Below are 24,394 nucleotides of genomic sequence, written 5' to 3' on the forward strand. Positions count from 1 at the left end.
CGAACCGTCAGGCTCAGTCAAGAACACGGTGGGGCCGAGCGAAGCGAGGTGACACCGTGAGCGAGCTTGAGCGGCGGGCCGGCATGACCCCGGCCGTCGACGAGTCGTGTGTGTTGGACGACGGTCCGTGGACCCATCGGTTCATCGGTGCCAACGGCACCCGGTTCCACGTGGTCGAGGCCGGCACCGGACCCCTCGTCCTCTTTCTGCATGGCTTTCCGGAGTTCTGGTACGCCTGGCACCACCTGTTGCCCGCCGTGGCCGATGCGGGATTCCGGGCGGTCGCGGTCGATCTGCGCGGGTACGGCGCCAGCGACAAGCCGCCCCGGGGATACGACGGCTACACGATGGCGGCCGACGTCACCGGCGTGATCCGGGCGCTGGGCGAGCGTCGGGCGAGCATCGTCGGTGCCGGGTTCGGTGGCATGGTGGGCTGGACGGCGGCGAGCTTCCACCCGAAGATGGTGCACCGCCTGGTGGTGCTCGGCGCACCGCATCCGCTGCGCCTGCGGGCGGCCATCTTCGCCGACCCCCGGGGCCAGTTCGCGGCGGCCACACCGACGCTGAGGTTCCAGATCCCTCGCTACGAGCACGTGCTGACCAGGAACAACGCCGCGATGGTGCGCGGGTTCCTGCGGGACTGGGGTGGTCCGGACTGGGTGAACGGCCCGTCGTTCGAGCCGTACGCCGACCGGTGCCGGGAGGCGATCCGCATCCCGCAGGCGTCGTTCTGCGCCCTGGAGGGTTACCGGTGGGCCTTCCGTTCCGTGCTGCGGCTGCACGGCTACCGGTTCGTGCGGCTGATGCAGAAGCCGCTGGTGACCCCGACGCTGCAACTGCACGGTGCACTCGACACGGCGTCGCTGCCCCGCACCGCACAGGGCTCCGGCCGGTACGTCATCGCACCCTACGAGTGGCGCCTGCTCGACGGGGTCGGGCACTTCCCGCATGTCGAGTCCCCCGACCTGGTGCTCGGCGAGGTCCTGCGGTGGGTCAAGTCCTGAGAGGCTGCCGACCTTAGCACACCGGGCGGCGATCTGGGCGTTGTCCACAGGGCAGGTGGTTATCCACAGGCGAGCGGGATCGGGCTTCCCAGAACACCCGACAGGCGCGATCGTCACGACATGACCGACCTCTACGACGCCGCCGCCGCACTGCCCCGCCTCCTGCGCGCCGAGCACCGTCCCCACCCGGCACGGTCACTGCCGCGGCCGGCGGCCGTCCGGTGGACGGCGAGCACCGGGCACCTGCATCAGGCCCGACCGGATCCGCAGGCCCGGCCCGACCTTCTCGACGTCGTACGGGGCACGCTGCGGGTGGCGCCGCCGGCCGCCGTGGCGGCGTACCACACCGCCGCCCAACTGCACGGGTTCGGCGTGGTGCCGGTCCGCGCCGTCCATGTGGCCGTCCCCAGCGGCACCCCCGTGCCGCAACGGCGCGGTGTCACGGCACACGAGTCGAAGCTGCCGTTCGGCGAACTGACCGAGGTCTGTGGGCTGCCCTGCCTGCCGGCACCCCGGACAGCCGTCGATCTTGCCCGCACCCTGCCCCGTCCGGACGCGCTCGCCGTACTCGACGCGGCGCTGCGGTCCGGGGCGGTCACCGCCGAGACGCTGGGGGCCGAGCTCCTCCGGCACGACCGGCTGCGCGGCATCCGGCAGGCCCGGGAGCTGGCGGCCATCGCCAGCCCGCTGGCCGAATGCCGGCAGGAGACCCATCTGCGGCTCGTGCTGCACGACGGCCGGCTGCCGGCACCCACCCCACGACTGGGCGTCTCCGACGAGTGGGGCGTGGAGCGGCATCGGACGGATCTCGGCTACCAGCGGCAGCGGGTCGGGATCGAATACGACGGCATCGCGCACCTGGACCGCCGGGGTTCACGGCTCGACCCGCGTCGACACGACTGGCTCACCAGGCAGGGCTGGACCATCCGCTACGTCAGCGACGACGACCTCTACCGGCGCCCGGATCTGCTGGTCGCGGCCATACGCGCGACGCTGACCCGACGGTCCTGGTGGCGCCCACGCCGCTACACCGAAGCACCACACGCGGCGGCCGGGTAAGGGCACCGCCCGACCGGCGCGGTCAGGCCCGGTATTCGCGTAGTTCGACGACTTCGTTGGCCGGCGCCCAGCCCTGATACACGCCGAAATCGAAGGCTTCCAGCCCCATCGACTCGGCGACCGGTGAGCGTCCGCCGGTGTATTCGACCCGCAGCCAACTGTCGTGCTGGGCCAGCACGATGAACGGCTGTCCCTTCCACTCGCAGGTGGTGCGTACGTATGCGAGATCCTCGACCTCCGAGGCCGGCACGACGCGTACGAAGCGTCCCGGGCGCACCTCTTCGAAGCCGTCGCCGGCCTCGGGCTGGTAGATCCGGACCCGGTCGCCGTCGGGGCTGGCCTCGTATTCCCGGCCCTCCCAGCGGGCGACGTAACCGTCACGCATCAGCTCTCCCCGGTCTTCTTCCAGGCAGGGGCGTCACTGTCCAGGGTCGCGACCAGGGTCTCGCCGTCGTCGGCGCCGATCCGCCAGATCTGTGCGCCGTGTGGAAGACGGATGCTGTCCACCTTGAACTCGGCGATCACGTCGCTGCTCTCGCCCGGGGCGAACCCGTTGCCCCGGAAGGGCGCACGCTCGATGACCCAGCCCTCCATCGCCCGCATGGCCGACTCCGTCTGCCCGCCGTACGGGATGCGGTAGAGGCTCGGCCGATAGGCCGGCCACCGCAGCACGTAGACCTCGTCCATGTCCCGGGTGAACGGCGATCCCTGATAGCCGAGCCCGAGCGCGGCGTGCAGCCGGGCCGGCGACGTCAGGTGGGCGATCTCGTTCGCCCGGTGCACGAAGCCGGAGACCCGGTCGTAGCCTCGGTCGAGGTAGTAGGCGACCTGGCTCGGGGCGATCGTCTTCTGCATCATCGTCGGGCTGCCGGGATCCTGCCGTGCCGGCGCATACGTCGAACGGGGCGCGGATTCCTCGGCCGCCGGCACCTCGGCCGGCTCGCCCTCGTCGGTGCCGAGTCCGACGTCGGCCGCCCAGCTCGCGAGAGCGATGATCTGGGCACCGGGCAGCTTGGCCCCGATCGGCGATCCCAGGTTGACCGCGAACGACCAGGCATCGTCCGGCCAACGTCGGATGAGCTGGATGAACTTGACCTCCACCGTCTCGATCGGATCGGTGGAATGCTCGGCCAGACGCTCCGGGGATGTGAAGACGACGATGTAGTCCTCGTCGTCGAGGCTTTCGGTGTGCCAGGTGAAGCCGTCCTGGCCCGGCTTCGATCCCGCGGCCGAGTCGGGCGCGGTGGGCAGGAGCACCTTCGCGAGCAGGAGGGTCGACAGGAACGAGTCGGTGTTTCCGGCTCGGGCGGCCTCGGCCAGGCTCTCCTCGACGGAGTTGGCCGCGACGAAGTCCCGGAGGGCAGGGTCGACCACGGGTGGGGCGGGTTCGGGCTCCGGCGCGACCGCCGACGGCTGGGATCGCGGTGGATCGGACTGCCGCTCGGGCCCGGGCGTGGCCGGGCCGGCCGGCGTGGTGTCGTCCCACCGCCGGGCGGCGAAGGCATCGGTGGGGGTTTCGTTACCGGTAGGGAACCCGGTGCCCGTGCCGGTCGTGATGGTTCCCGACGGCGGCGCGGCGGCGTTCCCGGTCGTCGCGACGGCGCTGGCGGCGCCGGACGCGGCTTCGGCAGCGTCCCAGGGGGTGGGGTTCGCACCGGTCCCCGAGCTGGCCGGCACGCTCGGACGTTCGACGGTCGCCGCCCGGTCGGTGAGCCAGCCGGCCGACGCCGGTTCGGCCGCCGGCCGTGCGGTGGCAGACTCCGATGTGGTCTGGGGCAGCCAGCCGCCGGCCGGCGGCCGGCTGGCGTGCGCCTGCGGGGTGGCGCCCGGTGCCTCAGGGGCGGCGGTGTCGCCTCCGGCCGGCCGTCCGGAAAGGACGGATCCGGGTCCGGTGTCGACTCTCTGCTGCTCCGACTGGGGCAGCCAACCACCGGACGACGTGGACGCCGGGTGGGAGACCGGCCCGCCCTGGTGGGGTGTCGACCAGTCGTCGCCGGCCTGTGCTGCGGACCGGTCACCAGAAGGGCGGTCACCGGGAGGTTGGCCACCGGCTGAGGGGGCCGAAGGGCTGTTGCCTGCTGTCGAGGACCAGGCGCCGGGCCCCGGACGCCGGTCACCCCCGAGGGGCGCGGGCCGGGGCGGGTTGGCGAATCCGTCGCGCGGCGGCCGGGCGGGCTTTTCGAAGAAGGATGACGACGGGGCACCGCTCCCCGGTCTGGTCGGTGTCACCGGTCCCGGCGACACCGGAGCCGGGGAGACCGGGGCACCGGCCTGCGCCGGTGACACGGGTGCCGCAGAGACCGGGGCCGCGGAAACCGGGGCCGGAGGGACCGCCCCGGGCGGGACCGGCCCGGATGCGGTCGGTCGGGGCAGCGGCGCGACCGGGGGCTGCCCTGTCGAGGGTCCGACCTGGACAGGTGAGACAGGGGTCGGCGGGCCGGCCGGGGCCGAACCCGGCCCCGATGCGGCGGCGGCCGGGGAGACCGGGACGCCCGAGGTCGGCACACCGGAGGTCGGCACCCCCGACGTCGGGCCGCCGGAGGTCGGAACACCCGACACCGGCCCGGGCACGCCGGGCCAGCCGCCCGGCGGCGACACCGGCGCATCGGCCGTGGACGGCGGCTGGCCGGACGATCCGCCGGGAGGCACCTGGGAGGCCGGGTCGGCGGGACGCGGTACGGAGGCGGTGGCACGAGCCCGGGCCGCCTGCTCCACCCGCTCCAGTCGGGACCGGGCGCCGATGGTGCGGCCCGGCAACCGGACGTCGCCCCTCGCCAGTTGTGAGACGAACCAGGCCGGGAGGTATCCCTCGATCGGCAGGCCGGGATTTACGGCCAGCCACCATTCAAGATTGGGCCAGTTCTTGGCCAACTCGTGGTAAGGCACCCGGCGGGCCGAACTCGCGTTGTCGGCCAGGCACGCCTGGAGTGCGTCACTGGAGGAGAAGGCGAGGACGTGGGTCCGTCCACCCGTGCTCCAGGTGCCCCACCCCATCGTCGTACGGCCGGCCAGTGCGTCGGCGGAGACCGGCAGCAGGAGCTCGGTGCGTGCGAGGATCCGGAAGTAAAGTTCCTGGTCATTCGCGCGCAAAGCGTCCCGCATGGCGGCCTCGGCCTCGGTGGCCGGCTCCCATTCGGTCACGGCCACCTCCCTTCCAGCGAAGAGGCCACAGGCATCGCGTACAACCTACAAGGTAGGAACAAGATCAGGATGCATGGCCTGCGACGGATACCACGGTCGAGGGTCCGTCGATAACATCCGGTGCCGGACCCGACACGAATCGAAAGGTCTTGTCATGCCCGGCCGCCCAGCCCGATTCGCACTGACCGGCACGGCCGTCGGGGCGGCCCTCGTCCTCATCGCCGGGCCGCCACCGGCCGCGGTCGCGGCACCGGCCTGCACCGCCCCGCCCACCGCCGGCCCGGTGGCGACGGAGGTGCCGTGGGCACAACAGCGATTCGGGCACGAACGCCTCGCGCCGCTGGCCACCGGAGCGGGTGTGATCGTCGCGGTCATCGACTCCGGCGTCGATCGCGATCATCCGCAGCTCGCGGACCGGGTACTGCGCGGCGTCGACCGACTCGACGCCGGCGGTGACGGCGGACGCGACTGCGTGGGGCACGGGACGGCCGTCGCCAGCATCATCGCGGCCGCCGCCCACGACGGCACACCGTTTCGCGGCCTGGCTCCCGGGGCGGCGATCCTGCCGGTACGCATCAGCGAGCAGCAGATCGTCCACGGTGAGGAGTCGGGTCGCACGGTCGACGGCGGGCAGTTCGCCGCCGCCATCCGGTGGGCGGCGGATCATGGTGCCGACGTGCTGAACCTGTCCGTCGTGCTCTACCGCGACGATCCCGCCGTACGCGCCGCGGTCGCCTACGCGGCCGCCCGGGACGTGGTGCTGGTCGCCGCCGCCGGCAACCTGCATGACGACGGTGACCCGCTCCCCTATCCGGCCGCCTACGACGGGGTGCTCGGGGTGGGCGCGATCGCGGCCGACGGGAGCCGCGCCCCGTTCTCCCAGACCGGCGCCTACGTCGACGTGGTCGCGCCGGGCGCCGGGGTGCTCGCCGCAGCGCCGGAACGCGGCCACCGGCGGCAGGACGGCACAAGCTACGCCGCACCGTTCGTCGCAGCCACCGCCGCACTGATTCGGGAGTACCGGCCGGACCTGTCGGCGGCCGAGGTGGCCGCGCGGATCGTCGCCACGGCCGACCCGGCACCGGCCGGCGGCACCGACGGCTACGGGGCCGGAGTCGTCAACCCCCACCGTGCGGTCACCGAGACCGGCGCGGTCGCGTGGGAGCAGTCCCCGGCCGCCCTGCCGGGGGCCGTGGTGGATCCGGCTACCGCCGGGCAGCGGGAGCGGCGCGACCGGGCCCGGGACCGGGCGGTGCTGTTCGCCGGAGCGGGCGCGGCGGCGGCGATCACGGCGGTGCTGTTGTCGGTGGTGCTGCCCCGCGGCCTCCGGCGGCGCTGGCGCCCGGCCGGACCACCCTCCTGACCGGTCATCATCCTGGCCAGCCAGCCGGCCACCCACCTGACCGGCCCGGCCACGCACCGGAGCCGACGGTCCGCCCGCCGGGCCTCCGGGGCCGGCGGGCGGACCGGGCCAGCGGCTAGCTGAAGAGTTCGGCCGCCCGACGATCGGTTGCCAGGTAGTCGGCGGCGGAGTCGTCCAGGGCTACCTTGATCTCCCTGAGCATCGCCTGCAGCTCCGCGGACGACGCCCGCCACCGGTCCTGGCGTATCCGGTAGGCCTGGCTCGCCTCGCCGTCCCACTTGGCGACCAGCGGAGCGGCGTCACGTTCGAGCTGGTCGAGTTGTGCGCCCAGGGTGTTGAGCGCCTTCTGGATGTCGGCGCTGGCCTGCTGCATCTGGCCGAACCTGACCACCAGCACGTCATCGTTGCGCATCGGGGCTACCTCCGGTCAGAGCGGCAGGGTCAGGCCGCGGTTGGTGTTGGCGATCCGGCCCGCCGCCTCGGCGTCGGCGGCCTCGTATCGCTGGCCCGCGGTGCGGATGCCGGCGGCGGTCTCCCGCAGGGCCCGCTGGAGGGCTTCCTGGTTCTGCGCCCACTGCTGCTTGACCTGCTCGAAGGAGCGTCCGCCGGCACCCTGCCAGGCGGTCTGCAGCACCTCCAGGTCTGCCTTCAGCCCGTTGAGCATGCTGCGTAGCGACTCCTCGACCTGCTCGAACCTGTCCGCGGTCTGTCGCATCACCGCGGCCTCTGCCTGTGTCTGCGTCACCCGTTTCCCCCGTTCCCGAACATCCAGCACGTCCCGCGCGATCCAGAGTGGACCGACGCGGCCGAATCGGTTCGTCGCTGACGGTAGCCGGACGGAAGCGGAGGCGGTACCCCTCACCGCTGGCCTGTGGATAACCCTGGAATCGACCCGCTAACGCGCGGCGGCCGCGCTCGCCGCCTCGGGATCGAGCGGTGCCCCGGCCGGCACCAGCGCGACCAGATTCGCCGGCAGTCGCTGCGGGCGCACCGCGCCGAAGCCGAGCATGGCCAGAGTGTCCGAACCGGACACAACGTGCCGGCGGCCGAGGTCGGTGACAACGGAGATCGCTCCGCCGGACGCGCCCGGCGCCGCCGTGGCCTCGACGACCGCGCCCCGGCCGGGCACCACCAGCACGTGGTCGGCGAGTGCGCCCCCGCGCTCCGACCGGCCGCTGGTGCGTACGGCTTCGTCCACGTCCGGAGCGGGGACGCCGACACGTACGTGGGTTCCGCCGGTCTCGTCGCGCACCGCGCCGCAGACGGCGCCACTGCCGGCGTCAGCCAACCGGGGCGTGGTGGCCGGTGGCGGCGCGTCGCCGGTGGGCACCAGGTCGGGTATCCGCGGAAGGCTGGCGAACCGTCCCTGGGACAGTTCGGTCGGCCGGTTCTGTCCGGAGGCGGTGAGCAGCAGGTCGGCCTGGACCTGGGTGATGCCGGCGAGGCCGCCGCGGCCGGCGACCGCGTACTGCCGGCCACCGTCCTGGCTGGCGATCACGAACACCTCGCCGATTCGGGCGCTGGGCACTTCACCGGCCGACTGTCCATGATCGACGATCCGGATGCGCCCGAGGTCCGCCCCGACGGGCAGGGCGTTGAGCAGGGCCGGCGCCAGGGGTACGGGTCGGACGCCGGTCCAGCCGAGGGCGGTCAGCACCAGCGTCTCGTCACGCACAAGGTGCCGCCGGTCGCGCCGGACCAGGTGCAGCGAACCGTCCGGGTGCCGGCCGAGCACCGCACGCTCCTCCAGTGGCACACCGCCCGCCGGTTCGGCCCCGACCAGCAGCGTCGACCGGGCCACCCGTTCCCCGCCCGCACCGGTCGGCATCGAGCAGACGGTCCACGGCGCCGCCGACAGCCGGTCGGCGGCGGGCAGCGAATCGGGGGCGCCGGCGATCCCAAGTGGCGTCCCGCGCGGCACTCCCTCGATCGACCGGCGCGAGACGAGGACCGTCTTCGGCTCGGCCGAACCGACGATGAGCAGTGCGGAGGCGTAGTTGAGGACCAGGTGCAGCCGCTCCTCGCGGAAGACGTAGCGGGCGCCGGATTCCTTCTCCACGATCACCGCGGCCGGATCGCGCCAGTTGGCGCCGCTCCCGCCGGCGAGTACGCCGTACACGGCCATCCCGCCCAGCGCGATCAGTGCGATGAGGACACTGGCCAGCGTCGCGCCGGCGACCCTCCGGAACGGCGACTGTGCCGGATCGGTCTCCCGCATGACGAGCGCCGCAACGACCCGCTGGACCGCGAACTGGTGCGAGTGCAGCTGGTCCTGCCGCGACGACATCGGGCCCCTCCCGCTCGGTCCGGCCAATACGATAGGCCACCAACCCACTACCGACCGCCCGCGTCCACATCGGAGTGCGGGCCACGGATACCGACGCACGGGAGGCCATCGCGGTGACCATGACCGTCGCGGGCGGCGGGCCCCCGGCCGGGCCCGTCCGCACACCCGCCGGCCGGAGGCACCGGCTGGGCGTACGGGCCGGGCAGGTGGTCGCGGTGCAGGCGGCAATCGCCTTGGCCGTCGCCGCGGCGGGGAGCGGCCCGGTGGCGCTCACCGGTGCCGTGCTGGCCGGCGTCGCACTCACCCTCGTCGCCTGGATACGGGTCGACGGCCGCTGGGCGTACGAATGGCTCCTGGTCGCCGCCCGCTACGCGACCCGGAGGCACGCCACCGGCAGCCCGCCCCGGCCGGGCGACCTGCTGGGGCTGGTCGCCCCGGGGGCCCAGGTGGTCGCCACCGACCTCGACGGCGACCGCATCGGGCTCGTCGCCGACACCGTCGGACTCACCGCCGTCCTCGTCCTGGAGGATCCGGCATCCCTGCTCGCCGCTCCGCCCCGGCCGGTGCCCGACCTGGTGACCATGTTGCCGCCGACCGGCGGCGACGCCCCGCCGGTCCGGATCCAGGTGCTGGTCACCGTGTCACCGCCGGCAAGGGCCGGACCGGACGGGCCGGCGGCGTCCTACCGGCGACTCACCGGCGGCCGGGTGCCCGGCGCGGCGCGGACGGTCCTCGCGATACGGGTGCCGCGCACCGCAGGCTGGTCCGACGACGACCTGCGACGCACCCTGTCCAGCCAGATCCGCCGGCTCCGGCGGCGGCTCGCCCCGACGCCGGCCCGGCCGCTGCCCGCCGAGGCGGTGCCGCGCGTACTCGCCGAACTGGCCCACCTCGACGGCACCGCACCGGCACACGAGACCTGGCGGGCGGTGTCGACCGGCGAGCTGGTGCAGGCGACGTTCCGGCTGCGCCGCTGGCCCGCCCCGGACGAACCGGCCGCCCGCCGGCTGGTGCCCGCCCTGCTGGGCCTGCCGATGGCGGCGACCACCGTCTCGGTCGCCACCGGGCCGCGCCCCACCGCCGGCTCCGACGCGGTCCCGGCCGAGCTTGCCGTACGGCTCGCCGCGAACTCCGCCACCGAACTGTCCACGGCGGCCCGGCTGCTGCACCAACTGCTCGCCGCCGCCGGGGCACGGGCCGACCGGCTCGACGGCGAGCAGTTGCCGGGCTTTGCCGCGACGCTGCCACTGGGCGGCTTCGGCCCGGGCCGGCCCGGTGCACCGGTGGCGTCCGCCGTCCTCGCCGCCCTTGCCCCACCGGTCGGCGGCGCCGGGCTGGTGCTGGGTGCGGACCGTCACGGTGCCCCGCTGGTCGTCCGCGTCTTCCGGGCCGAACCGACCCTGGCGATGCTGGTCGGCGGGGTCACCGTGGCACAACTGATCACCCTGCGCGTGCTGGCGCTGGGCGCCCGGGTCGTCGTGCGGACCGACCGGCCCGGGACGTGGGAACCGTTCGTACGCGGGATGGGCGCTCGCGACGGGCTGCTGACGCTGGTCGCGCCGGGGCAGCCGGTCACCGGCCCACCGGCGGCACCGCTGCGCCCGATCCTGGTCGTGGTCGACAGCGGTCCGGTCGACGCCGCGGCGGTGAACGGACCGTGGACGACCAGTCTGGTGGTCCGCGACGAGGTCGCCGCAGCGGACGCCGGCACACTGGCCGGCGCCGACCTCGTGCTGCTCCAACGGCTACCGCCGGACGCGGCAGCCCTGGTCGGATCAACGCTGGGCCTGGGTACGTCGGCGGACTGGCTGCCCCGGATCCGGGCCGACATGATCGGGGTCGTCAGCCGGAACCGGCTGCGTTGGGCACTGCTGTCCCCGACCTCGATCGAAACCGGGCTGCTGTCATCGATCCCGGCCGAAGGCGGGCCGCGCCCGGCCGAAGCCGGGCCGCTGTCACCGCACCCGATCGAGGCCGATCTGATCGGCCCGCCGGCCGGGCGGTGAACCCGCGACCTGGCGGGACCGACCGGACGCGGATCCCGACAAAGATCGACGACGTGGCACGATCCTGCGCATGTCTCTCCTGAAAGGCATCGTGATCCGGCTGGCCAGCACCGCCCTGGCCTTCTGGCTCGCCACGCTGCTGATCCCCGGCATCCATCTCTACACCGAGTCGATCGGCGAGGCGGTGGGTGCACTGCTGCTGGTCTCGGTCATCTTCGGCCTGGTCAACGCCGTCCTGCAACCGGTCATCAAGACCGTGGGCTGCGCCTTCTACCTGCTCACCCTCGGCCTCATCGCGCTCGTGGTGAACGGGTTGCTCTTCCTGTTCACCAGTTGGATCGCCGGCCAACTGGGGCTGCCGTTCCACGTCGACGGGTTCTGGCCCTCGGCCGTGCTCGGCGCGCTCCTCGTCGGCGTGGTCACCTGGGTCCTCGGGCTGATCCTGGACCGCGACTGACCTCCGACCAGCGCCGGTGATGCGACGGCCGGCGGGGACCGCGACCGGGGCCACAATCCGGTAATCGGCTCGCGCCGGCCCGCCCGGTGACGACTAGCGTCGGGGCGTGCTTACGATCACCCGGGGCGATGGTTACGAGCTTTCCGACGATCCCCGCCGGATCGACATCGACCGGGTCCACCGGTGGCTGTCCACCGAGTCCTACTGGGCCAAGGGCCGGTCCCGGGCCCTGGTCGCCCGCTCGATCATGGGATCGACGGTTTTCGCCGCCTACCGGACGACCGACGGGGCCCAGGTCGCGTTCGCCCGGGTGGTGACCGACGGCGCCACCTTCGCCTGGCTGTGCGACGTGTTCGTCGACCGCGCCGAGCGCGGGCATGGCCTCGGTACGTGGCTGGTTTCGACGGCTCGTGACGAGCTCGCCGCCCGGGGCGTACGCCGGATCCTGCTGGCCACCGCCGACGCGCACGGGGTCTACGCCAAGCTGGGTTTCGAGGCGCTGGCCGAGCCAGCCCGCTGGATGCAACTCGACCAGCGCGACCAGGGGATGACAACTGATGGCCATTCGATCGTCAGTAGTGATCACTAGCCCGCTATAGTTCACGTGGTGAATCTGAAGGAGTGGGCGGCGGCCACCGGTATCTCGTATGCGACCGCGCGTCGGCGGTACGAGTCCGGCACGCTGCCTGTTCCCGCATACCGGCTGGGTCGGCTGATCATGGTTGGTGAACCGTTGGCCGGCGTGACCGCGGGGGCCGGGCAGACGGTGGTGTACGCCAGGGTGTCGTCGGTCGAGCAGAAACCTGACCTGGACCGGCAGGTCGCGCGGGTCGTCATCTGGGCCACCGGACAGCACCTCGCGGTGGACCGTGTGGTGACCGAGGTCGGTTCCGTACTGGACGGGCACCGCAAGGAGTTCCTGGCGCTGCTGCGCGACCCGCGGGTGACGACTGTTGTGGTCGAGCACCGGGACCGGTTCGCCCGGTTCGGTGCCGAGTACGTGGAAGCTGCCCTGGCCGCGCAGGGGCGCCGACTGCTGGTGGTCGATCCGGCCGAGGTCGATGACGACCTGGTCGGCGACGTCACCGAGATCCTGACATCGTTGTGCGCCCGCCTGTACGGCCGCCGTGCCGCCGCGGACCGTGTCCGCCGCGCGGTCGAGGCGGTCACCGGGGACCCGGGGTGAAGACGGTCCAGGCGTACCGGTTCGCCCTCGACCTCACCACTGCCCAGGAACGCGACGTGTACGCGCACGCCGGAGCGGCTCGGGTCGCCCGTAACTGGGCTCTCGCCCGGGTGAAGGCCGTCATGGATCAGCGCGCGGCCGAACGCACCTACGGTGTCCCCGACGAGTTGCTGACCCCCACGGTGTCGTGGACGCTCCCGGCGTTGCGGCGGGCGTGGAACGCGGCGAAGCCCGAGGTGGCGCCGTGGTGGTCCGAGGTGTCCAAGGAGGCGTTCAACACCGGCCTCGACGCACTCGCTCGCGGCTTGAAGAGCTGGGCCGACTCCCGCACCGGCAAGCGAGCCGGCCGGCCGGTGGGCTTTCCCCGGTTCGCGGCCCGTCGGCGCACCACACCGTCTGTGCGGTTCACCACCGGGGCGATCCGGGTCGAGGCCGATCGGATGCATGTGGTGCTGCCCCGGCTGGGCCGGTTGAAGCTGCACGAGTCTGCCCGCAAACTGGCCCGCCGCCTCGAGGTGGGCACGGCGCGGATCATGTCCGCGACCGTGCGTCGTGACGGCGGACGCTGGCACGTGTCGTTCACCGTCGAGGTCGAGCGCACCGCCCGTACTCCGGTCCGGCCGGGCACCGTGGTCGGCGTGGACGTCGGTATCAGGCACCTCGCGGTGCTGTCCACCGGGGAGCTGGTCGACAACCCGCGCCATCTCGCCGCTGTGCAGACCCGGCTGCGGCAGCTCGGCCGGGCGCTGTCCCGCAAGATTGGCCCGGACCGGCGCGCCGGCCGACGTGCGTCGAAGCGGTGGGAGCGTGCGGCAGGCCGGCTCGGCCGGGCACACGCCCGGGTGGCGAACCTGCGCCGCGACGGGCTGCACAAACTCACCACCCGCATCGCCGCCACTGTCGGCACGGTCGTGGTCGAAGACCTCAACGTCACGGGCATGCTCGCCAACCGCAAGCTGGCAAGGCATGTCGCCGACGCCGGTTTCGCGGAGATCCGCCGCCAGTTGGCGTACAAGACCTTGTGGAACGGTGGCCGGCTGCTGATCGCCGACCGCTGGTATCCATCCTCGAAGACCTGCTCGGGCTGCGGCACGGTGAAAACCAAGCTGGCCCTGTCCGAGCGTGAGTACGTGTGTCAGGCGTGTGGTTTGGTCATCGACCGCGACCACAACGCCGCCGCGAATCTGGCCGCCCTGGCGGCTGAGTTCGACACTGCCGGGAGTGGCCCGGTGGCAGCACGTGGAGCCGACCAGAAGACCCGCGTACGCGGGCGGGTGGCCGTGAAGCGTGAACCCGGCACCGCATCAGCGGCTCAGACCGGGACCGTCCCGCCGCAAGGCAGGACTACCGATCGTGAGCTCACCAAAGCTCACTGAGAGGTAACGGTGACAGCAGTCACCTGCAAGGTTCAGAATCCGTTCGACCCCTTACGGTGAGGGCATGACGGAGCCGAGCGAGGTGGGCGCATGACCGAGCGGAGCGAGGGCATCGACAAGCTCGGCCCAAGTCATGCGGCCACGGAGCGCAGCGGAGTGGACGCATGACCGAGATGCGCCGTGGCTACCTGTACGGCCTCGGGGCGTACCTGCTCTGGGGCTTCTTCCCGCTCTACATCAAGCTGTTGCGGCCGGCCGGTCCGGTGGAGATCCTTGCCCACCGGGTCGTCTGGTCGGTCCTGTTCGTCGCGCTGGTGCTGGCCGTACTCCGCAACTGGTCGTTCGTGCTGCCCCTGCTGCGCCGGCCGGCCGCGGTCGCCGGTGTCCTGCTCGCCGCCGCGTTGATCGCGGTCAACTGGGGCACGTACATCTACGGGGTCAACAGCGCGCGGGTCGTGGAGACGTCGCTCGGCTATTTCATCACCCCGCTGGTCGTCGTGCTGCTCGGCGTGACCGTGCTCGGTGAACGGCTGCGGGTGGCGCAGTGGGTGGCGCTCGGGCTCGGCACGGTCGCCGTGGCGGTGCTGACGTACGACTACGGCCGACTGCCGTACGTCGCACTGATCCTGGCCCTGTCGTTCGCCGCGTACAGCCTGACGAAGAAGCGGCTGGCGCTGCCGGCCGCGGAGGGGATGTTCGTCGAGTCGGCGGTGCTCGCCCTGCCGGCGGTGACCTACCTGGCCTGGCTGAGCTGGCAGGGTACGGCGGCGTTCGGCCATGTCTCGGTGACCCACACGACGTTGCTGGTGCTCGCCGGTGCGGCCACCGCGATCCCGTTGCTGCTCTTCGCCGGGGCCGCCAACCGGCTGCCGCTGACCGCGCTGGGGATCCTCCAGTACATCGCGCCGATCCTCCAGTTCGCGATCGGCGTCCTGGTCTTCCACGAGCCGATGCCGCCGGCCCGGATCGGCGGGTTCGCCCTGGTGTGGTGTGCCCTGGTGCTCTTCACCTTCGACGGTCTGCGCAACGCCCGCCGTCGCCGGCAGGAGCGGGCGCGGGCCGCCGCGACCGACGAGCCGGTCGCCACGACCGCGCCACACTGACCCGACCGCGCCACACTGACCGGCCACGCCGGCACCGGCCGCGCCGGGCGGGCCGGAGCTACGGTACGTCGTACGCCAGCAGCGGGGTGCCGTCGTACCTCGTCAGCTCGATCCGGACCAGTTCCTCTGCGGAGAACCGGGTGGCCCCGGTGAACGTGACGTCGTCGCCTGGCGCCGCCTTCCACGAGCCGACCTGCTCCGACGCACCGTCCGGCCCGTACGCGACGAGCCGGAACGTGTACGCCTTCGCGTAATCCTCGGTCTCGGCGTACGAGCACCGCATGATCACCTCGGTGCCCCAGGTCGCGCCGTTCAGGCCGATCTCGGCGGTCACCGGCACCGATCCCGCGACCGGCGCCATGGTCACCGTACGAATCTCGAAGTCGGTGCCGTCCGGCCCGACTGTGCGCAGCGAGCCGACGCCGAGGCCGACGAAGAGGGCGAGGCAGCCGGCGACGAGGGCGACGCCGGCGTACCGCCAGCGCCTGCGCAACCGGTCCCGGCGGCGCATCGTGGCGGCTCCGGCGAGCAGGTCCGTGACCTGCGGTCCGGTGGACGGCGGGCCGGCGACCCGGTCCAGACCGGCCTGGTCGAGGCGGCCGAGCAGCCCCGGCAGTACGGCGATCTCGCCGACCGCCTCCCGGCAGGCCGGGCAGCCGGCGAGGTGGTGTTCGTAGCGCTCCCGTTCGGCGGGTGACATCGCCCCCAGCACGTACGCGCCGTCGTCGTGCGCGAACTCGCAGCTCATGTCACCACCCCGTGGGCCCGTACCGGGTGCCGCCCGCCGTGGCCGCTCACCGGGTCACTCCCATCTCTTCGAGTACCAGCCGCAACGAACGCAGTGCGTAGTGGGTGCGGGACTTGACCGTGCCCGGGGGGATGCCCAGCCGGGCGGCCGCCTCGTTCACCGAGCGCCCCTCGTAGAAGCACTCGACGAGCACTTCCCGGTGGGCCGGTGAGAGGCGGGCGAGGGCCTCGGCGACCGTCCATGCCTCGACGGCCCGGTCGGCTTCGTCGACGGTCGGTGGCGGCTCCGGCACGTCGTCGGTCACCACCTCACCGCCGCGGGCCGTTCGTCGCCGCCACGCGTCGATGGCGAGGTTGCGGGCGGTGGTGAACAGCCAGCCGCGGACCGGGCCGCGGCTGGGGTCGAGCGCCTCCGGATGCCGCCAGGCGCGCAGCAGCGTCTCCTGGACGAGGTCCTCGGCCCGCTGCCGGTCACCGCCGGTGAGTCGCAGGGCGTGCGCGAGGAGCGCGTCGGCGTGTTCGTCGTGCAGCGCGCGCAGCAGTTGGGCGTCCCGGTCGGTGATCGCTCCCCCTCGGCTCGCTCGCGGAAAGGTCCTCCGTAATAGTGCACGCAAGCCCGTCACCAGCGGTTCATCGTGCGCCCGACGGTCGGGTCGGCGCATCGACGCAGGTGTTCATCCGTGGTTCACCGAGCGGCCGGTCCCCGCTCACGGCGTGCTCCTAGCGTCCGGCACGCACGCATCCCCGTCCCGACCAGGCCCCACCCCCGACGGGATGTGTCCCGACCAGCTAGGAGGCCCATTTCCATGAGTGACCGACGCCGGCTCCTGCCGCTGCTCGGCCAGGCTGTCCACGGCAGCCGCAGCGCCATGACCTGTCTCTACCGCTGCGGAAACGCCTGTGACCACCCGGTGCCCAACGAATCGGACAACCCCTACTTCACGGATGTGGTGAACTCCGGCATGTCGCGCCGGGGCGTCGTACGGGCCAGCGCCGTCGGCGCCCTCGTGCTGGGCGTCGGTGGTGCGGCCGGTGGCGCGCTGCTGGGCGCGTCCCCGGCCGCCGCCACGCCGCCCGGGCCGGACCTGGCGGCGCTGACCCCGAGCCGGCCGAAGTCCGGCAACGGTGCGCTCACCTTCAAGCCGATCCCGCCGAACCGGCTGGACACGTTCGTCGTGCCCAACGGCTACGACCACTCGGTCGTCATCCGCTGGGGCGACCCGGTGGTGCCCGGCGCGCCCGCGTTCGACGTCAACGACCAGACGGCGGCCAAGCAGTCGGTGCAGTTCGGCTACAACAACGACTTCGTCGCGATCCTGCCGCTGCACCAGCACAACAAGCACGCCCTGCTGGTGGTGAACCACGAGTACACCAACGAGAACCTGATGTTCCCCGGGTTCACCACCTTCGACGCGATGACGCTGGAGCAGATCAGGGTCGCGATCGCGGCGCACGGCATGACCGTGATCGAGCTGGCGCGGGTCGAGCAGACCGGCGAGTGGGAGGTGGCGACCAAGGGCAAGCGGCCGTACAACCGGCGGCTGACGGCGCTGGAGACGCCCTTCGCCTTCACCGGCCCGGCGGCCGGCTCCGACCTGCTCAAGACGGCGGCGGACCCGAAGGGCCGGACCGCGATCGGCACGCTGAACAACTGTGCCGGTGGCGTCACCCCGTGGGGCACCGTGCTCTCCGGCGAGGAGAACTTCAACCAGTACTTCGTCGGTGGCGACGGGGTGGCCGACGAGGTCAAGCCGAAGCTGGCCCGGTACGGCATCAGCACCACCGCCCGCTACCCGAGCGACAGCCGCAAGTGGGACCGGGTCGACGAGCGCTTCGACCTGACCCGGCACCCGAACGAGGCCAACCGCTTCGGCTGGATCGTCGAGGTCGACCCGTACGACCTCAAGGGTGGTCAGCGCAAGCACACGGCGCTGGGCCGGTTCAAGCACGAGGGCGCGAACGTCATCGTGGCCAAGAACGGCCACGTGGTCGCGTACATGGGTGACGACGAGCGGTTCGACTACCTCTACAAGTTCGTGTCGGACAAGAAGTTCATCGACGACAACTCGACGGTGGCGCGTAAGCACAACCTGACCCTGCTGGAGTCGGGCACGCTCTACGTGGCGAAGCTGGACTCCACCAGCGCCGACGAGATCGACGGTTCGGGCACGCTGCCGTCGGACGGGGCATTCAACGGCACCGGTACGTGGATCAAGCTGGTCCGGGGCAACACGTCGTACGTGCCGGGGATGACCGCGGCCGAGGTGCTGACCTTCACCCGGCTCGCCGGTGACGCGGTCGGCGCGACCAAGATGGACCGGCCGGAGGACGTGGAGCCGAGCCTGCTGACCGGCAAGATCTACGTGGCGCTGACCAACAACACCAACCGGGGTGTGGGCAGCAACCCGAAGGCCGACGAGGCGAACCCGCGCAACGCCAACCGGCACGGCCACATCGTGGAGATGGTGGAGGACCGCGGCGACAACACGTCGGAGACCTTCACCTGGTCGATCCCGATCGTCTGCGGCGACCCGGCCGACCCGTCGACCTACTTCGCCGGGTACGACAAGTCGAAGGTGTCGCCGATCTCCTGCCCGGACAACGTGGCGTTCGACGGCGCCGGCAACCTCTGGATCTCGACCGACGGCAACGCGCTGGGCAGCAACGACGGCCTCTTCGCCACGGCGATCGAGGGCCCGGAGCGGGGTCACCTCAAGCAGTTCCTGACCGTGCCGCTCGGCGCGGAGACCTGCGGCCCGTTCATCACCACCGACAACCAGTCGGTGTTCGTGGCCGTCCAGCACCCGGGTGAGATCTCCGGCGCCTCGCTGGAGGAGCCGGCGTCGAACTGGCCGGACGGCGACTTCGCCAAGCCGGGCGTGGTGGTCACCTGGCGGCTCGACGGGGGCCCGATCGGTAGCTGACCACGCATTCCACGGCGCCCCGTACACCGCCGGTGTGCGGGGCGCCGTGCTGCGTCAGGTGTCGCTGTTGATGGCGTCGGCGATCGACCGGGCGGCGGCCAGCAGGCGGGTCCGGACCACCCGCGCGGAGGTCATCATCTCCGCGGCCGGCAGCGCGCAGGCGAGCACCACCCGGCGTTCCATGTCCTTGTCGGGGGTGACCAGCACCGCCGCGCAGGCGACGCCCTGGCGGAACTGCCCCATCTCCAACTGCATGCCCCGACGGTCACCGGCCGCGAGGTCGGCCTCGATCGCGTCGACCGCGACCAGGGTGTTGGGCGTGAACGGTCGCATGCCGTACTCACGGAGGTAGCGGAACCGCTGGTCGACGCTGAGGGTGGCGAGCAGGGCCTTGCCGAGCGCGGTCGCGTGCGCCCCCTCGTCGAACCCGGGCACCAGGTCTTCGAGGTACGGCGACCGGGCACCCTCGGCACCGGCGGTGATCGCGACCTGACCGCCGACGAACCGACCGAGGTAGTGGCTGTAGCCACTGTCGAGGGCGGTGCGCCGCAGCACCTCGCCGACGGTCGCCGGTCCGCGGAAGGCGGTCACCAGCTCGCGGTAACGGTCGGCGACTTCGAGGCCGACGATGTAGGTGCCGTCCTCACGCCTGATCACATAGCCCTCGTAGGCGAGCGTGCGCACCAGGTGGTAGGTGGTGGCCACGGTCAGCTCGCAGCGCCTCGCGATCTGTTTGACGGTCAGGCCCTTGGGGGCACGCCCGACCGCCTCCAGCACACGCAGCGCACGCGAGACGCTACGGATCAGATCTGACGGTTCTGCCAGGGGGTCGCGCACAACCACCTCCGCTAGCCAAGGAGTTACACCATATGAAAAAGACCAGTCCTGCGGAATGCCCATTCGGATCGAGCAACCCGGATGTAAAGAGACTTTAGGTAGTGCATCCGATACGTACGGTTCGTACGGCCGACATGCCGAGCCCGCTTCCCCGCCTCAGGATTCGTCCGACGCGCCGCACGAGGCCGCACCCACGTACCGCAAGATCGGGCAAGCGGCCGAGTCACGGCGCCGAAAATCGGCCCGCGACGACCCTTTCCGCGACGCCCGCACGGGCCACATGAAGCCACTGTGAGCTGCGAGTTTCCGACCTACAGGAAGCGTGTCGACGCCGACGCGGCACCGCTTCGGCACACCCCCGGACAACGGCGCGGCCGGCCATACAGAGATCCCCGGCCGAGCACATGGGCCGTACGGCCAGCGAATCGGCCAGCCCATCACTCATGCCATTGGCCCCATTTGCCCGTTCAATCGTCACACGAATGAAGAGACGATTTTCCTGGGCATCCGACAGTTTCGCGCCGACCGGCTGATCGCCGGACGAGATCACGAAAACCTAGCTGGTGCGATCAGCGATGAAATCGCAGAGCGATTCGAGTGCCCGGCGCGGCGACCCGTCGGGCAACGCCATCAGCCGGGTCCGCGCCTCCTCGGCGTACGTCCGCACCGTCTCCCGCGCCCGCTTGAGCGCCGGCGACTCGCGCAGCAGCCCCAGCGCCTCGGCGTGCAGGTCGTCGTCGGTCACCGCACCGGCGCTGAGAATCTCGCGCAGCCGCACCGAGGCGGCGTCACGGTCGTCGGAGCCCAACGCGTAGAGCACCGGCAGCGTCGGCACGCCCTCCCGCAGGTCGGTGCCGGGGGTCTTACCCGACTGGGCGGACTCCGACGCGATGTCGAGCAGGTCGTCGGAGAGCTGGAACGCGACCCCGATCGTCTCGCCGTAGCCGGCCAGAGCCTCGACGTATGCCGGCTGCGCGGTGCCGAACATTCCGCCGAACCGCGCGGACGTCGCGATCAACGAGCCGGTCTTCTCCGCGATCACGTGCAGGTGGTGGGCCACCGGGTCGACGCCGTCCCGCGGACCGGTGGTCTCGGCGATCTGCCCGTGCACCAGCCGGGCGAAGGTGTGCGCCTGGAGCTGGACGGCCTCGGTGCCCAGCCCGGCCGCGATGGCCGACGCCCGGGCGAAGAGGTAGTCACCGACCAGGATGGCGACCGAGTTGGTCCACCGGGAGTTCGCGCTGGGCGCGCCCCGGCGCACGGACGCCTCGTCCATCACGTCGTCGTGGTAGAGCGTCGCCAGGTGGGTCAGCTCCATCACCAGCGCCGCCGGCACCACCAGCGGGGCGTCGGGGTCACCGAAATGCGCCCCGAGCGACACCAGCAGCGGGCGGAAGCGCTTGCCGCCGGCCTCGACGAGGTGACTGGCAGCCTCCGTGACGAACGGATCGGCGCTCTCGACACTGGCCCGCAACTCGGACTCGACCGTCGCCAACGTACGGAGGACCGAAGCCTCGACCACCGGGTCGGCGAAGTCGACCCCGATCGAGGTCAGCGCCCCGCCGCCGGCCGTGCCCGATCGTCCGCCAACCGTCCTCACCACGCCCCCAACGATGCCACATGCATCGAGTTGGGCCTGGTGCGGGGCTGCTGGCTGCGACGATCGGGCCGGAACGGCGTCATTGCACGAATTCGGCGGCGCTGTTGGTCAGGTCGAGCAACGGTGCCGGCGCGATGCCGAGCACCAGGGTCGCGACCACGCCGATCATCAACGCGGCGGCGGTGAACGCACCGGGGATCGACACGGTCGGCGTCGACTCGCCCGGCTCGGACAGCCACATCATCACCACGACCCGCAGGTAGGGGAACGCGAGGATCATGCTGGTCAGCACCCCCGCGATCACCAGCCAGCTCTGGCCGCCGTCGAGGGCCGCCCCGAACACCGCGAACTTGCTGGTGAAGCCGCTGGTGAGCGGGATACCGGCGAAGGCCAGCAGGATGAACGTGAACGCACCGGCGAGCAGCGGCGAACGCCGGCCGAGCCCCGCCCAGCGGGACAGGTGGGTCGCCTCCCCGTCGGCGTCGCGGACCAGGGTCAGCAGGCCGAACGCGGCGATGACCGTGAAGCCGTACGCGACCAGGTAGAACATCGTGCTCGACAGCCCGTCCTTCGACAGCGCGAGCACCCCGACCAGCAGGTAACCGGCGTTGGCCACCGACGAGTAGGCGAGCAGCCGCTTGAGGTCGGTCTGGGTCACCGCGAGCACCGCGCCGACCAGCATGGTCAGGATCGCGATCGCGCCCAGGACCGGGGTGTAGTCCCAGGAGATCCCTTCGAGCGCCACGTACAGCACCCGCAGCAGACCACCGAAGGCCGCGACCTTGGTGCAGGCGGCCATGAACGCGGTGATCGAGGTCGGGGCGCCCTGGTAGACGTCCGGCGTCCACACGTGGAACGGGGCGGCGGCGGCCTTGAACAGCAGGCCGATGGCGACCATCGCGACACCGGCGAAGAGCAGCACCGGGCTCGCGGTCGAGCTGCTCACCGCGGCGTGCACGGTGGCGAAGTCGACGCCGCCCGACGTGCCGTCCGGACCGGTGGCCACACCGGCGGTGAAGCCGTAGATCAGCGCGATGCCGAACAGGAAGAACCCGGAGGCGTACGCGCCGAGCATGAAGTACTTGAGCGCGGCCTCCTGGCTGAGCAGCCGCCGCCGGCGGGCGAGCGCACACAGCAGGTAGAGCGGCAGCGAGAAGACCTCGAGCGCGATGAACATCGTCAGCAGGTCGTTCGCGGCGACGAAGACCATCATGCCGGCGATGGCGAACAGCGCCAGCGGGTAGACCTCGGTGGCCCCACCCTCCCGGGCGGCCTGGCGGCGGTCGGCCTCCGAGCCGGCGGTGATCGCCGCCTGGGCGACGAACGGGCCGCCTTGGTCCAGCGAGCGCTCGGCCATCAACAGCAGCGCCATCAGCGCGAGGATGATGATCGCGCCCTGCAGGAACAGGGTCGGCCCGTCGATGGCCAGCGCCCCGCCCGCGGTGACGGTACGGGTGTCGAAGCCGACGATCACCATGACCAGCGCGCCGACGAGGGCGAGCAGCCCGACCCCGAGCTGCACCCGGTGCCGGTGCTTACGCGGGAGGAACGCCTCGAGCAGCACGCTGAGGCACGCACCCGCGAACAGGACCAGGATCGGTGCGATCGCTCCATAGTCGATATCTGGGAGCTTGAGCTGATTCACCGGTCACACCTTTCGTTCGCGACTGCGGGGCTCCGCTTCGCTGCACTCCTCGCGCTCACCGGAGTCGACCTTTCGTTCGCGACTGCGGGGCTCCGCTTCGCTGCACTCCTCGCGCTCACCGGCCGGCCTCCTGAACAGTGGCCACCGTCGGCGCCGGGTCGGTCTTGCCGACATCCTGCATCGTCGCCTGGATGGCGGGGTTGATGACGTCGGTGACCGGCTTCGGGTAGAAGCCGAGCAGCAGCAGGAGAAGGATCAGAGGCGTCACGACGACCTTCTCCCGCAGGTTCAGGTCACGGCGCATCCCCTCCACCCCGGACAGTGCCGGATTGAGGGTGCCCTGCGTCGTTCGTTGCACCATCCACAGCACGTACGCGGCGGCGAGGATGATGCCGGCCGTGGCGATGATGGCGACCGGCTTGTTGACCGTGAACGTGCCGATCAACACCAGGAACTCCGACACGAACGGTGCGGTGCCGGGCAGCGCCAGCGAGGCCAGACCGGCGAAGAACAGCACCCCGGCAAGCACCGGCACCAGCTTGCCCGCGCCGCCGAAGTCGCTGACCAGCGCCGACCCGCGCCGGGCGACCAGCATGCCGACGACCAGGAAGAGCAGGCCGGTGGCGAGGCCGTGGTTGACCATGTAGAGCACCGCGCCGGTGCCGGCCTGGGTGGTGAACGCGAAGATGCCGACCCCGATGAAGCCGAAGTGGGCGATCGACGTGTAGGAGACCAGCCGCTTGAGGTCGTTCTGCCCGATCGCGAGCAGTGCCGCGTAGATGATGCCGATCACCGCGAGGGTCAGGGCGTACGGCGCGAACCACTTCGACGCCTCGGGGAAGAGCGGCAGGCAGTAGCGCAGGATGCCGAAGGTGCCGACCTTGTCGAGCACGCCGACGAGCAGCGCGGCGGCACCGGCCGGGGCGGCGCCACCGGCGTCCGGCAGCCAGGTGTGGAACGGGAAGAACGGTGCCTTGATCGCGAACGCGATGAAGAAGCCGAGGAACAGCCACCGCTCGGTGCCGGTCGTCATGTCGATCTGGGTCAGGCTCTCCCAGTCGAAGGTGCGCCCGCCGACCACCCACAGGCCGATCACCGCGGCGAGCATGAAGAGGCCGCCGACCAGCGAGTAGAGGAAGAACTTCACCGCCGCGTACTGCCGCTGGTGCCCACCGAAGCTGCCGATGAGGAAGTACATCGGCACCAGCATGACCTCGAAGAACACGTAGAACAGGAAGACGTCGGCGGCGGCGAAGACGCCGATCATCGTGCACTCGAGCAGGAGCAGCAGCGCGAAGTAGACCGGCACCGACCGCTTCGACTTGTCGGCGTCGTGCCAGCTCGCCAGGATCACCAGCGGCACGAGCAGGGCGATCAGCGCGAGCATCACCAGCGCGATGCCGTCGGCGGCGAAGGTGAAGTTGACGCCCCAGTTGGGGATCCAGGCGTACGACTCCCGGAACTGGAGCCGGTCGCCGCCCACCTCGAACGACACCCACATGAACACGGCGAGCACGAGCACGGCCAGCGACCAGCCGAGGGCCACCCGCTTGGCGAGCTCCGGCCGGCTGCGTGGCATGAGCGCCACCACCAGGGCGCCGACCAGCGGCGCCGCTGTCAGCACCGAGAGGAAGGGGAAGTCAGCGGACATTATTCGGC

Annotated in this window: 21 protein-coding genes; 10 read left to right on the forward strand and 11 right to left on the reverse strand. The window is 71.7% G+C overall.

Going from position 1 to position 24,394, the window contains the following annotated elements; genetic code table 11:
* Positions 1 to 83: 83 nt before the first annotated feature.
* Together AB0M79_RS18310 and AB0M79_RS18315 are read left to right on the forward strand one after the other, a co-directional pair.
* Positions 84 to 1,004, forward strand: a complete 921-nt coding sequence (locus AB0M79_RS18310; RefSeq protein ID WP_364214945.1) for an alpha/beta hydrolase — start codon at positions 84 to 86, stop codon at positions 1,002 to 1,004.
* Between the two features lie 120 nt (positions 1,005 to 1,124).
* Positions 1,125 to 2,063, forward strand: coding sequence for a DUF559 domain-containing protein (locus AB0M79_RS18315; RefSeq protein WP_364214684.1), 939 nt, complete (start codon positions 1,125 to 1,127; stop codon positions 2,061 to 2,063).
* Positions 2,064 to 2,085: 22 nt separating this feature from the next.
* On the opposite strand, the gene AB0M79_RS18320 is transcribed toward AB0M79_RS18315, so the two are convergent.
* Both AB0M79_RS18320 and AB0M79_RS18325 read right to left on the reverse strand, forming a co-directional pair.
* Positions 2,086 to 2,451 (reverse strand): hypothetical protein, encoded by a 366-nt coding sequence (locus AB0M79_RS18320; RefSeq protein ID WP_357538469.1) that lies wholly within the window; start codon positions 2,449 to 2,451, stop codon positions 2,086 to 2,088.
* Positions 2,448 to 5,204, reverse strand: coding sequence for an SseB family protein (locus AB0M79_RS18325; protein WP_364214687.1), 2,757 nt, complete (start codon positions 5,202 to 5,204; stop codon positions 2,448 to 2,450). Before AB0M79_RS18325 ends, AB0M79_RS18320 begins: the two co-directional genes overlap by 4 nt.
* Positions 5,205 to 5,358: 154 nt before the next feature.
* Between AB0M79_RS18325 and mycP the strand changes: the two genes are divergently transcribed.
* On the forward strand, positions 5,359 to 6,567 hold the full coding sequence (mycP, locus tag AB0M79_RS18330; RefSeq protein ID WP_364214690.1) for a type VII secretion-associated serine protease mycosin: 1,209 nt from the start codon (positions 5,359 to 5,361) through the stop codon (positions 6,565 to 6,567).
* Positions 6,568 to 6,682: 115 nt separating this feature from the next.
* On the opposite strand, the gene AB0M79_RS18335 is transcribed toward mycP, so the two are convergent.
* The 3 genes from AB0M79_RS18335 to eccB all read right to left on the reverse strand — a co-directional run bounded on the left by AB0M79_RS18335 (position 6,683) and on the right by eccB (position 8,854).
* Positions 6,683 to 6,979 carry a WXG100 family type VII secretion target gene (locus tag AB0M79_RS18335; RefSeq protein WP_357538172.1) on the reverse strand — a complete coding sequence of 99 codons (297 nt, stop codon included), beginning with the start codon at positions 6,977 to 6,979 and terminating at the stop codon, positions 6,683 to 6,685.
* A 15-nt stretch (positions 6,980 to 6,994) separates the two neighbouring features.
* On the reverse strand, positions 6,995 to 7,312 hold the full coding sequence (locus AB0M79_RS18340) for a WXG100 family type VII secretion target (RefSeq protein WP_364214694.1): 318 nt from the start codon (positions 7,310 to 7,312) through the stop codon (positions 6,995 to 6,997).
* A 150-nt stretch (positions 7,313 to 7,462) separates the two neighbouring features.
* Positions 7,463 to 8,854: a type VII secretion protein EccB gene (gene eccB / locus AB0M79_RS18345; protein WP_364214697.1), complete on the reverse strand. Its 1,392-nt coding sequence runs from the start codon at positions 8,852 to 8,854 to the stop codon at positions 7,463 to 7,465.
* Positions 8,855 to 8,973: 119 nt separating this feature from the next.
* Between eccB and eccE the strand changes: the two genes are divergently transcribed.
* The 6 genes from eccE to rarD all read left to right on the forward strand — a co-directional run bounded on the left by eccE (position 8,974) and on the right by rarD (position 14,982).
* Positions 8,974 to 10,860, forward strand: a complete 1,887-nt coding sequence (gene eccE, locus AB0M79_RS18350) for a type VII secretion protein EccE (protein WP_364214949.1) — start codon at positions 8,974 to 8,976, stop codon at positions 10,858 to 10,860.
* Between the two features lie 70 nt (positions 10,861 to 10,930).
* Positions 10,931 to 11,317 carry a phage holin family protein gene (locus tag AB0M79_RS18355; RefSeq protein ID WP_357538167.1) on the forward strand — a complete coding sequence of 129 codons (387 nt, stop codon included), beginning with the start codon at positions 10,931 to 10,933 and terminating at the stop codon, positions 11,315 to 11,317.
* Positions 11,318 to 11,423: 106 nt separating this feature from the next.
* Entirely contained in the window at positions 11,424 to 11,906 is a 483-nt protein-coding gene (locus AB0M79_RS18360) for a GNAT family N-acetyltransferase (RefSeq protein WP_364214700.1), read from the forward strand.
* A gap of 18 nt (positions 11,907 to 11,924) precedes the next feature.
* On the forward strand, positions 11,925 to 12,503 hold the full coding sequence (locus AB0M79_RS18365) for an IS607 family transposase (protein WP_364214703.1): 579 nt from the start codon (positions 11,925 to 11,927) through the stop codon (positions 12,501 to 12,503).
* Positions 12,500 to 13,879, forward strand: a complete 1,380-nt coding sequence (gene tnpB / locus AB0M79_RS18370) for an IS607 family element RNA-guided endonuclease TnpB (RefSeq protein WP_364214706.1) — start codon at positions 12,500 to 12,502, stop codon at positions 13,877 to 13,879. Before AB0M79_RS18365 ends, tnpB begins: the two co-directional genes overlap by 4 nt.
* 164 nt (positions 13,880 to 14,043) lie before the next feature.
* Positions 14,044 to 14,982: an EamA family transporter RarD gene (rarD, locus tag AB0M79_RS18375; protein WP_364214709.1), complete on the forward strand. Its 939-nt coding sequence runs from the start codon at positions 14,044 to 14,046 to the stop codon at positions 14,980 to 14,982.
* A 58-nt stretch (positions 14,983 to 15,040) separates the two neighbouring features.
* Here the strand turns inward: rarD and AB0M79_RS18380 are convergent, their stop codons facing one another.
* Positions 15,041 to 15,730, reverse strand: coding sequence for a zf-HC2 domain-containing protein (locus AB0M79_RS18380; protein ID WP_364214712.1), 690 nt, complete (start codon positions 15,728 to 15,730; stop codon positions 15,041 to 15,043).
* Positions 15,731 to 15,776: 46 nt separating this feature from the next.
* Positions 15,777 to 16,292 carry a sigma-70 family RNA polymerase sigma factor gene (locus tag AB0M79_RS18385; protein WP_364214952.1) on the reverse strand — a complete coding sequence of 172 codons (516 nt, stop codon included), beginning with the start codon at positions 16,290 to 16,292 and terminating at the stop codon, positions 15,777 to 15,779.
* 243 nt (positions 16,293 to 16,535) lie between these two features.
* Between AB0M79_RS18385 and AB0M79_RS18390 the strand changes: the two genes are divergently transcribed.
* Positions 16,536 to 18,653 (forward strand): PhoX family phosphatase, encoded by a 2,118-nt coding sequence (locus AB0M79_RS18390; protein WP_364214715.1) that lies wholly within the window; start codon positions 16,536 to 16,538, stop codon positions 18,651 to 18,653.
* A gap of 54 nt (positions 18,654 to 18,707) precedes the next feature.
* Here AB0M79_RS18390 and AB0M79_RS18395 read toward each other — a convergent pair whose 3' ends face one another.
* The 4 genes from AB0M79_RS18395 to AB0M79_RS18410 form a co-directional block, all read right to left on the reverse strand.
* Positions 18,708 to 19,490: a helix-turn-helix domain-containing protein gene (locus AB0M79_RS18395; protein ID WP_357540695.1), complete on the reverse strand. Its 783-nt coding sequence runs from the start codon at positions 19,488 to 19,490 to the stop codon at positions 18,708 to 18,710.
* A 556-nt stretch (positions 19,491 to 20,046) separates the two neighbouring features.
* A complete protein-coding gene (locus tag AB0M79_RS18400) occupies positions 20,047 to 21,090 on the reverse strand; it encodes a polyprenyl synthetase family protein (RefSeq protein WP_364214955.1) in 1,044 nt (347 codons plus the stop codon).
* Positions 21,091 to 21,169: 79 nt separating this feature from the next.
* Positions 21,170 to 22,735 carry an NADH-quinone oxidoreductase subunit NuoN gene (nuoN, locus tag AB0M79_RS18405; RefSeq protein WP_364214719.1) on the reverse strand — a complete coding sequence of 522 codons (1,566 nt, stop codon included), beginning with the start codon at positions 22,733 to 22,735 and terminating at the stop codon, positions 21,170 to 21,172.
* A 115-nt stretch (positions 22,736 to 22,850) separates the two neighbouring features.
* Entirely contained in the window at positions 22,851 to 24,386 is a 1,536-nt protein-coding gene (locus AB0M79_RS18410) for an NADH-quinone oxidoreductase subunit M (protein ID WP_364214722.1), read from the reverse strand.
* Positions 24,387 to 24,394 lie beyond the last annotated feature (8 nt).

The sequence above is a fragment of the Polymorphospora sp. NPDC051019 genome (assembly GCF_040683055.1).
Taxonomy (GTDB): domain Bacteria; phylum Actinomycetota; class Actinomycetes; order Mycobacteriales; family Micromonosporaceae; genus Polymorphospora; species Polymorphospora lycopeni.